The sequence below is a fragment of the Streptosporangium sp. NPDC048047 genome, from assembly GCF_040653115.1.
In the GTDB taxonomy this organism is placed as follows: Bacteria; Actinomycetota; Actinomycetes; order Streptosporangiales; family Streptosporangiaceae; genus Streptosporangium.
Window position 1 is genome coordinate 1 of record NZ_JBEZNH010000030.1, and the last position, 11,557, is coordinate 11,557.

Below are 11,557 nucleotides of genomic sequence, written 5' to 3' on the forward strand. Positions count from 1 at the left end.
CCACTACCGCCGACGAGGAGATCCGCTCCCTCAAAATCTACGAATGTAGTACCGGTACGGCCGCGGTCAGCAGAGCTGCCACGGAGATTACCGAAATGGTCATCAAAGGTACTGTCACAAAGCGTCACCATATATGGTGCTATAGCGTGACCTCCGAGAATATGTGGGAGCAATTCGGTATCGCCACATGGCGCAGGTGGCGATACCGACTGCCAGGCCTGATGTCCGTTTTAGGGGTTCTTGTGGTTATCGCAATTCTCCTGCGGAGTTCAGGGGTCATAACGCCGCAGATCAGATGGCGGGTCGATGATTTCTTTGTCAATGCCGAGGTGGACGAGAACGGTGTGCTGTCCAGTAGCTGGCGCATCGAAATCGAGAACGAAGCCTCGGTCCCCTTCACCGTCACCGGTGTCTCGGCGGAGATGCCGGGCCTCCGCCTGCTGCCCGCCGACGAGACGGAGAAGGAGCAGGCCGTGCTGACCGTGGGGGGCGGAAAAACGGAGGTCCTGAACAGGCGCGTCGTCATCACCGACTGCGCGGCGGTGCCGTACGAGCCCCAGCCGGTCCGCTTCACCTACCGGACTTGGATGGGTTCGGGGTCGGAGCAGGTGGTGTGGGACTCATGGCGTCTGTCGCAACCGGAGGAACCCGAGGAGTCCGAGGAGTCCGAGGAGTCCGATGGGACCGTCGTGTTCGACGACCCGCAGCGGCTCAACCCCGTCGCCTGGCAGCGGGGCCTCGCCGGCATGATCTGCAACGACGCGATGCGCCAGGGCCCGTTCTGAAGGACTGCTCGCCCGGGAACGACGCCAGACAAGGAGGAGGTGCGGCGCATGCGGCCCGTCACGACGATCGTCACCGGTTTCGTCTTCGCCTTCGGCGCTTTCCGTCTGAACGGCTTCGACCTGCTGCTCGACCCCGTGGGATGGGGTCTGTGCGCCTCCGGACTGTTCCGGCTGTGCCGATCCGGAGATGATCCGTTCGCCGCGGCCTGGGTCTCCGCCGTCGCCATGATCTGTGTCTCATTCGCGATCATGACCGTGTCCGGCGGAGTCCTGGGCTACGGCCGGACGGCCTCCTTGTTCGCGCAGGTGCTCGACATCGCCGGAACGGCCGGTGGGCTGATCGCCGTCTGGCTGGCCGTAGAGGCCGTCATCAGGCGGATCCGTCCCCACGGGGAGACCGCCATGGCGGACCTCCTCGACGTGCTGCGCTGGGCCGTGGCCGGGGTGGGGGCGTTCACCCTGTTGGCGAGGTACGGCTACGTCGGCCTGGGGGCCGTCGTGGTCGTCGTCTGGTTCGCGGTCTTCATCTCCCTGGTCATCGTGCTCTACCGCTCGGCCCGCCTGCGGTGCCTCTCCCCGACGTGGGAACCCGTGGCGGCTCGGGAACCTCCGGCCGACGTCGCTGAAAAACCGGTTTCCCGGGATTGATCGGTTGGCTACATTCGTCGGGAAAACGCTGCCGCGCACCGCGGCGCGTGCCTTGACGAGTGAGAGGGGAACCGGCCGTGCGTCACCACCACCGCACCGTCGTGGTCGTCCCCCGGTCACGGTCACGGTCACGGTACGACGTGATTCTGGTGTCTTCGACGGTTCCCGGAATCGGCCGCGCGGCCGGCGCCGGATGTCCATGACGAACGCCTGACCCCCTTCCGCCGGACGGCGAACCGGCCGTCCTGGCGTGCCCCGGTACGGTGCCCGCGTAGAGCCGGAAGCCTCACCAGCGGCCGTGCCCCGGTACGGCATCGCGACGGCGGTACCCGTATGGAGCCGAACCGGTCGTCCGGCTGTGCTCCGGTACGGCGCCCGCGTCGGGCGTGCACCGGCGTGGCGGTTCCATGGGAAAGGGTCCTCGCCTGACCTAGCTTCGGGCGTTTTGTCATTAATCGCGCTGTCCTGTCCAAAATCCATTCAGGAGTCATGGGCATGCGTGCGAACCCGCACCTTCATCTCACCGACCACCTCACCGAACCGCTGACCGGCGTCCGGAACCTGGGCATCCTCGCCCACGTCGACGCGGGGAAGACCACGATCACCGAACGGATCCTGTACGCCACCGGCGCCGTCCACCGGCGTGGCGAGGTGCACGACGGGACCACCGTCACCGACTTCGACTCCCAGGAGCGCGACCGCGGGATCACCATCTTCGCCGCGGCGGTGAGCTGCGCCTGGGACGGCCACCGGATCAACCTCATCGACACCCCAGGCCACGTCGACTTCTCCGACGAGGTCGAGCGCTCGCTGCGGGTGCTCGACGGCGCGGTCGCGGTGTTCGACGGCGTCGCGGGGGTCGAGCCGCAGAGCGAGTCGGTGTGGCGGCAGGCCGACCGGCACGGTGTGCCGCGGATCGCCTTCGTCAACAAGCTCGACCGCGCCGGCGCCGACCTCGACGCGGTGGCCGCGGCGATCCGCGACCGGCTGGGCGTGACCCCGCTGGTGGTCCAGCTGCCGATCGGGCGGGAGGACGGGTTCACCGGCGTGGTCGACCTGCCGCGCATGCGCTCTCTGGTCTGGCCCGGCGACCGCGAGGCCGCCGGGGAGGGCCCGGTGGAGGGCCCGGTGCCGGACGGTCTGCGCGAGGAGGCGCACCGGCGCCGCCGGCTTCTCGAGGAGGCGGTGGCCGGGCTGCATCCGGGCGCGCTGGAGGAGTTCTGCGCGGAGCCGGCGATCTCCGGGGAGACCCTCGTCGCCGCGCTGCGTGACCTGACCCGTACCGGCGAGGGCGTGGTGGTGCTGTGCGGGTCGGCCTACCGCAACCGCGGGATCGAGCCGCTGCTGGACGCCGTCGTGGCCTACCTGCCCTCGCCGCTGGACGTGCCGCCGGTACGGGGCGCCTCCGGCGGTGAGGCGCGGACACGGCCCGTAGGCCCGGCCGCGCCGCCCGCCTCGGACGATCCGGCACGGGTACGGTCCGCCGGCCCGGCGACGCCGTCGGCGCCGGACGGTACGACACCGGCACGGCCCGCCGGCCCGGCGACGCCGTCCGCCGCGGACGACGCGGCACAGGTACGGCGTGCCGACCCGGCGGCGCCGTTCGCCTCGCTGGTCTTCAAGGTGAGCTCGACCGCCACCGGGCGGCTGGCCTACCTGCGCGTGTACTCGGGGACGATCAGGAAGGGGGATGTGGTGCTGGACGCGGGCGCGGGCCGTACCGAGCGGATCGGCCGGATCCTGCGGGTGCAGGCCGACCGGCACACGGAGGTGGACCGGGCGGTGGCCGGGGACATCGTCGCGGTGGTCGGGCTGAAGACGGCCCGCACCGGGGCCACCCTGTGCGCCCCCGAGGCCCCGCTGGTCCTCGAACCGCCGGTGACGGCCGATCCGGTGGTCTCCGTTGCGGTCGAGGCGCGCGGGAGGGCCGACGCGGGCCGGCTCGCGGCGGCGCTGGCCCGGCTGGCCGAGGAGGACCCCTCGCTGTCGGTCCGGACCGACCCCGAGACCGGTCAGACGGTGCTGTCGGGGATGGGCGAGCTGCACCTGGAGGTCGCGGTGGAGAAGATCCGCCGTGCCCACGGGCTGGCCGTCGGCGTCGGCAGGCCGCGGGTGACCTACCGGGAGACGGTCGTGCGCGGGGTGTCCGGGCTGTCGTACCGGCACGTCAAGCAGGACGGCGGCGCCGGTCAGTTCGCCTGCGTCGTCCTCGGCGTGGAGCCGCTGGGCTCCGCCCCGGACGGCGCCCCCGGCGCCCCCGGCGCCCCGGGCGAACCCGGCGGCACCGGCGTCCCGGACGGCTCCGGCGGCTCCGGCGGTTCCGGCGGTGACGGTGGTACGGCGGGCTTCGTCTTCCGCTCGGCCGTCGTCGGCGGGCGGGTGCCGAAGGAGTACGTCCGGGCGGTCGAGGCGGGCTGCCGGGACGCCCTGGCCGAAGGTCCCCTGGGCGGTCACCCGGTGACCGGCCTGCGGGTGACGCTGACCGACGGGACGACCCATCCCAAGGACTCCTCGGAGATGGCGTTCCGTACGGCCGGCCGGCTCGCGCTGCGGGAGGCGCTGAGGGCCTGCGCGATGACGTTGCTGGAGCCGATGGCCGAGGTCACGGTCACCGTTCCGGACGACGCCGTCGGCGGGGTGCTGGGCGACCTGGCGGCCCGGCGCGGCTGGGTGTCGGGCTCGGTCACCCGGGCGGGCACGGTGGCGGTCACCGCGACCGTGCCGCTGGCCGAGCTGTTCGGCTACGCGACCGCGCTGCGCGGCCGCACCCGGGGCCGGGGGACCTTCACCAGCCGGGCCGCCGGGTACGCCCCGGTGCCGGGTGCGGTGTCCGAAGGGGCTCCGGCCCGGTAGGGACGGACGCCGGGCACGGTGTCCGAAGGGACGCAGGCCCGGGAGAGACCGGCGCCGGGCGCGGTTGACGATGGGACGCAGGCCCGGGAGGGGCCGGCGCCGGCGTGGTGGGGACCGACGCCGGGCGCGGTGGCCGAGAGGCCGCCGGTCCGGCGTCGCGTCTCCGCAGGGCCGCCAGGTGACGGATCAGGGCCGCCGTGGCGAGCAGGGCCACGAGCGCGCACACGGCCGGCCAGCCGAGGCTCTCGCAGGCCCGGGCGCCGAGCCAGGAACCCGCGCTGCCGCCGAGGAACGCGCAGGTCATGTAGGCGGTGTTGAGCCGGCTCCGCACTTCGGGGCGGAGCCGGTAGATCCGCGTCTGGTTGGCGACCATGCCGGACTGCATCGCGACGTCGAGCAGCAGCGTGCCCAGCGCCAGCGCCACCAGGCCGGCGACGCCGCCGAGGCTCCCCGCCGCGAGGACGGCGGCCGACACGATGACCCCGATCATGCAGACGAGGTTGACCGGGTCGGATCCCCGCCGGTCCACCTGGCGTCCCGCGACCGGTGTGCACACCATGGTGACGGCGTTGACCAGCGCGAACGTCCCGACCGCCTGCGGGCCCAGGCCGTAGACGGGACCGGTGAGCAGCAGCGCGAGGCTCGTCCAGACCGCGGAGAAGCCGGCGAAGACGGTCGCCTGGTAGAAGCAGGAACGACGCAGTTCCGGCTCACGGCGGAGCAGGCGCAGCGGCTCGGCCAGCAGCTCCGGGTACGGGCGGCGCGTCGCGGGGACCGTCACGGGCAGCGAGCGGGCGAGGACCGCCGCGAGGAGCAGGGCGAGCGCGGCGGCCAGCAGGTAGGGCGCCCGCCACCCCAGCCACTCGCCGAGGGAGCCACCGAAGGTGCGCGACAGCAGCATGCCGCCGATCGAGCCGCTCAGCAGCGTCCCGGAGACCACGCCGCGACGGTTCTCCGGCACCAGGCCGGCCGCCATCGGCCCGATGACCGGGGCGGCCACGGTCGTCACGCCGACGAGGACCCCGGCGCCGATGAGAGGCGGCAGGGAGGGGGCGAGTCCCGCAGCGAGCAGACCCAGGCCGGTGAGGCCGAAGAGGGTGACGATCAGCGGGCGGTGCGGCAGCCGGTCGCCGAGGGGAACCAGCAGGAAGATCCCCATTGCGTAGCCGAGCTGGGCCGCGGTCACCGCCAGGGCGGCCGAACCCGGCGGTACGTGCAGACCGGAGGCGATCAGTGGGCTGACCGCCTGGGGGAAGTAGATGTTGCCCACGGCCACGCCGCAGGCCAGAGCCAGCAACAGGATCATCCGGTGACCCTCCCGGTGGGGCTCCGGCGTCGGGCGCGTCGTCATGTGCCGAGGCTCGCAGGCGCGTGCGGCGCCGGGCAAAGGATGTAGCCCCGCGCTTAACAGTCGATCGCACCACCGGCTGGGCGCGGCGTCCACTCCGGCCCTTCCCCACCGGGACGACGGACCGAGGCGGGGGACCGGGGCGGGCTCCGCGCATCGCACCCCGGCCGGCGTGGGCCGGAGCCGGTCAGCCGGTGCGGGCCCGGAGCCATTCCAGGGCCGACTCGGCGGAGCCGAGCACCGAGATGTGCCCGTCGTCCGGGCGCGGCCACAGCTCCGCCGAGGGGCAGCGGCGGGCGAGCCACTCGCCGTGCGCGGCGGGCACGACCCGGTCCCGGCCGCCGTGCACGAGGAGGACCGGCACGCGCACCCGCCGGGGTTCGAAGCCCCACGGGGCGACGTAGGCGAGGTCGTCGTCGATCAGCGCTCCCGGGCCGTCCTTGACGGCCGCGCCGACCACCTTGTTCAGCCAGGACCACGTGCCGGAGAGCGCCGCGTGGTCCGCCGGGGTGAACTCCGGGTCGTAGTCGGCTCCGGAGGTCTCGTACCGCTCCTTCGCCTCGCGCCCCTCGGAGGCGGCGCGCAGGGACGCCACGCCGGAGGGGGCCATGCCCTCGAACCAGTCGAGACCCTCGGCGTCGAAGGGCGCCATTCCCGCGACGCCGACCACGCCCAGGACGCGGTCGGGCAGCAGCGCGCCGCACGCCAGGGCGTGCGGCGCGCCGCCGGAGTGGCCCATGACCGCGAACCGGCCGATGCCCAGCGCGTCGGCGACGGCCGAGACGCAGGCGGCGGCCGACGCGATGTCCCGGCCCGGGAGAGGCGTGGATCCGCCGTACCCGGGCCGGTCGTAGGAGACCCAGCGGAGGCCGAGCCGCTCCGCGGCCGGGAAGAGGGGCTCGGGGGCGCGCCGATGTTCGGCGTGCCGTGGTGCCAGAGGACGGTGAGGCGGTCACCGTCGTCGGGCGCACCCGTGTCGTACACGTGCAGGACGCGACCGTCGTCCAGTTCGAGATCGGTTTCGGTGACCATCCGCGGAGCGTAACCGCCGGGGGTGACAGAACGACCCGGGCGGCCGGGTGAACGGGCGTGCCGGCCGAGGCGACCAGGGTGAACAGGGTGAGGCGGTGCGGAACGGTTCGGGCGGCTCGGGTGAGGCGGTGCGGCGTGGAACGGTTCGGGCGGCCGGGGGGAACGATCCGCCGCGGGAGACGGCGGTCCCGGCCGTCCGGAGACGGGCTCCGGTCGTCCGGAGGCCGTTCGCCGGTCAGCCCGCGGCCCGGTCGGGGCGGGGAGCCGGGGCCGTGTCGCGGAGGAAGTCGAGGACGGCGCGCGTGAACGCCCGGGGCTGGTCCTCCGGGATCAGGGTGTAGCTGTCCTCGATCTCGACGAGCCGGCCGTACGGGAAGAGCTCGGCCAGCCGCCTGCCGTGGTCCCGCGGCATCACGCGGTCCTCCGCCGCCCAGACGACGAGGACGGGCCGGTCGAAGGTCCGCATCCGGTCGGCCCATTCGAGCAGCGTGTGCCGCGGAGTGGTGGACAGGGCGTACTTCCGCAGGTCGCGCCTGATCTCCGGCCGCGTCTGGGCCGGGCGGAACCAGGCGTCCATGACGTCGGCGGGGACCGGTCGCTTGGACATCCAGCCCCAGCCTCCCGGCATCCTGCGCAGAGGACGCACCCGCAGCGACCGCATGGCCACCGTGAGCCCGCCGGGAATCCTGGCGGCCGCGGCGATGATGCGGCCGGGAACGCCGGGCGGGTAGTTGTCGAACGCCTCGCAGCCGCTGAGCACGAGCCGGCCCACCCGGTCGGCGCGCCCTTCGGCGATCAGGACCTGCGCGCCGCCCCAGTCGTTGAAGACCAGGGTGACGTCGCGAAGGTCCAGCCGCTCCAGGAACTCGGCCACCAGCAGCCCGAGTCCGCGCAGGGAGAGGTCGGCGTCGGGACGCATCGGCCGGTGGTGGCCGCCCAGGGGCAGGACCGGAAGCACGCAGCGGTGGTCGGCGCGCAGGTGGGGAACGACGTTCCGCCACAGGGAGCCGTCCATGGTGAGGCCGTGCAGCAGGACGATGACCGGCTTGTCGCCGCCGGTGTCCTCGTACTCGATGATTCCGGCGGACAGTTCGATCTCAGGCATGGCCGCTCCCGGCGAAGCTAGTTGATAGATCGCTCTAGCGAGAGAGTAGCGTACGATCGAAAAGGCCGTGACGACGAGGGGGAGGGATCAAGGTGGCGAGCACCAAGGACCGGATCATGGGCGCCAGCGCCGAGCTGTTCCGCCGCAACGGGTACACCGGAACCGGCCTCAAGCAGATCGTGGCCGCGGCCGAGGCCCCCTTCGGCTCGATCTACCACTTCTTCCCCGGCGGGAAGGAGCAGCTCGGCGAGGAGGTCATCCGCCGGTCCGGCGGAACGTACGTCGAGATGTTCGACGCGATCATGGACGCCGCCCCGGACCCGGTCGCCGGTGTCCGTGACTTCTTCGCCGGAGCCGCCCGGCTGCTCGTGGAGACCGGGTACGCCGACGCCTGCCCGATCGCCACCGTCGCGCTGGAGGTCGCGAGCACCAGCGAACCGCTGCGCCGGGCGACCGCCGACGTCTTCTCCGCCTGGATCGCCGCCGGCACCGAGCGCTTCGCCGCCGCGGGCGTTCCCGACGACGCGGCCCGCGAGCTCACGATCTCCATGGTGGCGGGGCTGGAGGGGGCGTTCGTCCTGAGCCGCGCGCTGCGGACCACCGAGCCCGTGGAGGTGGCCGGAGCGGCCGCCGTCGCCGCGACCCGGGAGGCCCTGCGGCGCGCGGGGTCCGCCGGAGGTTCCGCGGCCTGACCGGGCCCGCGGTCTCCGCGGAGAGTACGGCCGGGCCCGGCTCTCGTCCCTTGACGTGTTTTCGCGCGGCGGGATGTTCCGAAGCGTACGGGCGGGTCGCTTTCGTCGCCTAAAGTCGGGCGAATGCCCCCGAAATCCTCCCGGCAGGCCCGGCAGGCCCGGCTGGCCTGGCTGGACGCCCTGCGCGGGCCCGCCGCGCTCGCCGTCGCGCTGCACCACTCGGGCTGGACGTTCCTGCCGGACGTCTGGGCGGAGGTGGACCGCAGGATCGACGTCGGTACGTGGGGCGTCTTCGTGTTCTTCATGGTCAGCGGCTACATCATCCCGGCCTCCCTGGAACGGCGCGGCGACCTGCGGACCTTCTGGATCGGCCGCGCCTTCCGCCTCCTTCCCCTGCTGGCCGTCGCGGTCGTCCTGGCGCTGCTCCTCGCCGCCGCCGGGGCGTTCGACCTCCATCCGGGGCTGGGTACGCGCCCGCTGCCGCTGGTCGTCCTCGGGAACGCGACGATGCTGCAGGAACTGCTCGGCGTGCCCGCCGTCATCGGCGTGATGTGGACGCTCTCCTACGAGATGGCGTTCTACCTGCTGACGGCGGGGCTGTTCACCGTACGGCAGGCGCACCGTTCGGCCGTGGTCGCGGTCGTCCTGGCACTGGCGGCGGTGCCGCTGGGGCTCCTGCTGCCGCGCCCGGCCATCAAGGGGAGCGCCGACCTGGTGGCCGCGCTGCTCGGAGTGGCTGTCGTCGCGGCGATCGCGATGTCGGTGCGCGGGCGGGGCTGGGCACGCGGCGGCGTCACCGGCGTCAACGGCACCACGGTCGCCGCGGTGTCGGGCGGGGTCCTCGGCCTGGCGCTGGTGGTCCTCGGCAGCCGGGTCGGCGCGTGGCAGGGCCTCATCGTCCTGGCCATGATGTTCGCCGGTACGGCCGTGTACCGCGCGGAGCGGGGGGCGATCCGGTGGCGCACCGCCGTCGCCACCGTGCTGGCGGTCCTGGCCTGCGGGTTCCTCGCCAAGGACGACCCCGGCTGGGCCCCGGCGCTCCTGCTGGCCGCGGCCTTCTTCGCGGCCGGGTTCGCGCTGCGGCGCAGGTCGTTCCCCCGCTGGCTGACCCACCTCGGGGTGATCAGCTTCTCCCTCTACCTGCTGCATCCGCTCCTGCTGCGGGTGGTCCCGAACCTCCCGCTGTTCTTCCTCGTCCTGGTGCCGCTCGCCTACCTGACCCACCGGCTGGTCGAGGCCCCGGCCCAGCGCCTCGGCAGGCGGCTCGCCCGGCGGGCGGGGGCGACGGCACGGGGGGCCGGAGCCCGCGGGGCCGACGAATCCGGCGGGTCCGGGGAGCCGATGGGTGAGCCCTCCGGGTGAGGGGCGGGCGGGGACGGGACGTCGCGTCCGGCGGGGAACACGGCTGCTTTTCCACGGGTCGCCACCCTCTCCGGACAATTCCGGCAAATCTGCACTATTTCATCACATATATCCTGTGCAACATTCATCCCCTTTTGGAATGATGGCCCCTTTGGTGCTCTCCCACCCCTCCAGAAAGGGACGAATCCTCATGAGGCGATGGATTGTCCTAACCGTCGCGGCGCTGATCGTGTCCGTGCCGGTCGCCGCCGTGCCCGCCGCCGCGCAGGCGGGTTCTCCGGACCCGGTGCAGGCGGTCAAGCGGCAGTTCCGCGACGAGCGCGGCGTCCAGCTCGCCGAGGTCACACGGGTCGTCATCGACAAGACCTCGATACGGATCCGCAACAACGCCAGATTGCAGTTCGGCCGTTCCGGGCCGGTCGCCTTCGACGGCACCTGGCAGATCGTCGCCGACCCGGAGCTCACAAAGGCCCTTGAGGGCGCGGAGTCGTCCTTCGACTTCTTCACCCCGTCCTCGGTGACCGCCGTGGACGGCAAGCTCTACGTCTCCAACAGCACGTACGGCAACCTGCCCGAGAGTAAGGAGTGGGTCCGGACGAAGGCCCCCGCCGACCTCAAGGCCGTCAGCAGCCAGACCGTCAACGTGTTCGAGCCGGCGGTCCTCAAGACCATGCTGAAGGGCGCGAAGCGCGAACCCGCCTCCGGCGGCTTCCTCTACCGCGGCACCGTGAGCCTGGGGCAGCTGTCCAAGGCGTCCCCCAAGTCCTACCCCGCCCTCCCCGGCGAGCTCGGCCGCGAGGCCGCGAAGAGGTCGATCTCCTGGCGGCTGTGGACGAACGGCGACGGCCTGCCCCAGCGCATGATGAGCACCGAGACCATGCGGATGGGCAAGAAGGCATCGATGACCTTCAGGACGGACACCCGCTACACCGACTGGGGCATGCCGATCACCGTCCTGGCCCCGCCCGCCGACAAGGTCCTCGACGAGAAGGACCTGAAGATCGACTACCTCTTCGACTTCTCCGACCCCAAGGAGATCGTCAACACGGTCAAGCCTTGACGGCTCGTCTCCGGCCCCGGCGTCCACCCGCCGGGGCCTTGTACCGGCCGTCCGGGCTTGTACCGGGCGTCCGGGACTCAGCGGGCGTCCGGGACTGCGGGGGGCCGGGGCTCAGCGGGAGTGCAGGGCCGTACGCCAGGCGTCCGGGACCGGCCCGCCGTACGTGATGGTCCGGGCGCCGAGGAACGCGGCGAGGGCGGCGACGGCCTCGGCGACCGGCTCGGCGGCCGAGGCGGGGGCGTCGGGCTCGGCGTAGAGCCCCTCCACCGTCAGCACGGCGGAGCGCCGGTCGAAGCGCGGCGCGATCCGGCCGATCAGGCGTTCCCCGTGCAGGACGGGCAGGACGTAGTAGCCGTAGCGGCGCTTGGCGCGGGGCTCCACAGCACCAGCAGGTGGCTCCGGGCGACGACGTCGATGGGATCGAGCTGGAGGCACCGCAGCCGCCGCAGGACCTGCTCCATGCTCACGGGGCCGGGACCCGCGAGGCACTGCGCGCCCACGGCGAGCCGTCTGGCCTGGTCGATGGTGAGCGTGAGAGCTGACGGCATGCGCGGCGGCCTTTCTCGCGGGGATTCCGTCCGGCAATCTACACATAAATCCATGCGGTATTCGATGGTTTGTGCGAGAGTCCCCATCGGAAATGGAGGCACCGATCCCGGGCGGGATCGTCCG

Annotated in this window: 11 protein-coding genes; 6 read left to right on the forward strand and 5 right to left on the reverse strand. The window is 72.6% G+C overall.

The window, feature by feature from the left end:
- Nucleotides 1–329: 329 nt before the first annotated feature.
- From AB0D67_RS23800 to AB0D67_RS23810, 3 genes are all read left to right on the forward strand, one after another.
- Nucleotides 330–785, forward strand: a complete 456-nt coding sequence (locus AB0D67_RS23800) for a hypothetical protein (protein WP_362939653.1) — start codon at nucleotides 330–332, stop codon at nucleotides 783–785.
- 48 nt (nucleotides 786–833) lie between these two features.
- Nucleotides 834–1,433, forward strand: coding sequence for a hypothetical protein (locus tag AB0D67_RS23805; protein ID WP_362939656.1), 600 nt, complete (start codon nucleotides 834–836; stop codon nucleotides 1,431–1,433).
- 495 nt (nucleotides 1,434–1,928) lie between these two features.
- Nucleotides 1,929–4,286, forward strand: a complete 2,358-nt coding sequence (locus AB0D67_RS23810; protein ID WP_362939659.1) for a GTP-binding protein — start codon at nucleotides 1,929–1,931, stop codon at nucleotides 4,284–4,286.
- Here the strand turns inward: AB0D67_RS23810 and AB0D67_RS23815 are convergent.
- The 3 genes from AB0D67_RS23815 to AB0D67_RS23825 all read right to left on the reverse strand — a co-directional run bounded on the left by AB0D67_RS23815 (nucleotide 4,219) and on the right by AB0D67_RS23825 (nucleotide 7,771).
- Nucleotides 4,219–5,592, reverse strand: a complete 1,374-nt coding sequence (locus tag AB0D67_RS23815; RefSeq protein ID WP_362939663.1) for an MFS transporter — start codon at nucleotides 5,590–5,592, stop codon at nucleotides 4,219–4,221. The genes AB0D67_RS23810 and AB0D67_RS23815 overlap by 68 nt on opposite strands.
- A gap of 229 nt (nucleotides 5,593–5,821) precedes the next feature.
- Nucleotides 5,822–6,571 carry an alpha/beta fold hydrolase gene (locus AB0D67_RS23820; protein WP_362939903.1) on the reverse strand — a complete coding sequence of 250 codons (750 nt, stop codon included), beginning with the start codon at nucleotides 6,569–6,571 and terminating at the stop codon, nucleotides 5,822–5,824.
- 330 nt (nucleotides 6,572–6,901) lie between these two features.
- Complete coding sequence (locus AB0D67_RS23825; RefSeq protein ID WP_362939666.1) at nucleotides 6,902–7,771, reverse strand: alpha/beta hydrolase; 870 nt, start codon at nucleotides 7,769–7,771, stop codon at nucleotides 6,902–6,904.
- A 92-nt stretch (nucleotides 7,772–7,863) separates the two neighbouring features.
- Here AB0D67_RS23825 and AB0D67_RS23830 point away from each other — a divergent pair, with 92 nt between their 5' ends.
- The 3 genes from AB0D67_RS23830 to AB0D67_RS23840 all read left to right on the forward strand — a co-directional run bounded on the left by AB0D67_RS23830 (nucleotide 7,864) and on the right by AB0D67_RS23840 (nucleotide 10,885).
- A complete protein-coding gene (locus tag AB0D67_RS23830) occupies nucleotides 7,864–8,463 on the forward strand; it encodes a TetR/AcrR family transcriptional regulator (RefSeq protein WP_362939669.1) in 600 nt (199 codons plus the stop codon).
- A 123-nt stretch (nucleotides 8,464–8,586) separates the two neighbouring features.
- On the forward strand, nucleotides 8,587–9,825 hold the full coding sequence (locus AB0D67_RS23835; protein WP_362939672.1) for an acyltransferase: 1,239 nt from the start codon (nucleotides 8,587–8,589) through the stop codon (nucleotides 9,823–9,825).
- A 190-nt stretch (nucleotides 9,826–10,015) separates the two neighbouring features.
- On the forward strand, nucleotides 10,016–10,885 hold the full coding sequence (locus AB0D67_RS23840; protein ID WP_362939675.1) for a hypothetical protein: 870 nt from the start codon (nucleotides 10,016–10,018) through the stop codon (nucleotides 10,883–10,885).
- Nucleotides 10,886–10,996: 111 nt separating this feature from the next.
- On the opposite strand, the gene AB0D67_RS23845 is transcribed toward AB0D67_RS23840, so the two are convergent.
- Both AB0D67_RS23845 and AB0D67_RS23850 read right to left on the reverse strand, forming a co-directional pair.
- On the reverse strand, nucleotides 10,997–11,266 hold the full coding sequence (locus tag AB0D67_RS23845; RefSeq protein ID WP_362939678.1) for a crosslink repair DNA glycosylase YcaQ family protein: 270 nt from the start codon (nucleotides 11,264–11,266) through the stop codon (nucleotides 10,997–10,999).
- Nucleotides 11,200–11,433 (reverse strand): hypothetical protein, encoded by a 234-nt coding sequence (locus AB0D67_RS23850; RefSeq protein ID WP_362939681.1) that lies wholly within the window; start codon nucleotides 11,431–11,433, stop codon nucleotides 11,200–11,202. Before AB0D67_RS23850 ends, AB0D67_RS23845 begins: the two co-directional genes overlap by 67 nt.
- Between the last annotated feature and the right edge of the window lie 124 nt (nucleotides 11,434–11,557).

Coding starts and splice junctions, on each gene's coding strand:
- AB0D67_RS23810 (WP_362939659.1), top strand. CDS start 1,929: ATGCGTGCGAACCCGCACCTTCATCTCACCGACCACCTCACCGAACCG.
- AB0D67_RS23840 (WP_362939675.1), top strand. CDS start 10,016: ATGAGGCGATGGATTGTCCTAACCGTCGCGGCGCTGATCGTGTCCGTG.
- AB0D67_RS23815 (WP_362939663.1), bottom strand. CDS start 5,592: ATGATCCTGTTGCTGGCTCTGGCCTGCGGCGTGGCCGTGGGCAACATC.
- AB0D67_RS23835 (WP_362939672.1), top strand. CDS start 8,587: ATGCCCCCGAAATCCTCCCGGCAGGCCCGGCAGGCCCGGCTGGCCTGG.
- AB0D67_RS23850 (WP_362939681.1), bottom strand. CDS start 11,433: ATGCCGTCAGCTCTCACGCTCACCATCGACCAGGCCAGACGGCTCGCC.
- AB0D67_RS23825 (WP_362939666.1), bottom strand. CDS start 7,771: ATGCCTGAGATCGAACTGTCCGCCGGAATCATCGAGTACGAGGACACC.
- AB0D67_RS23805 (WP_362939656.1), top strand. CDS start 834: ATGCGGCCCGTCACGACGATCGTCACCGGTTTCGTCTTCGCCTTCGGC.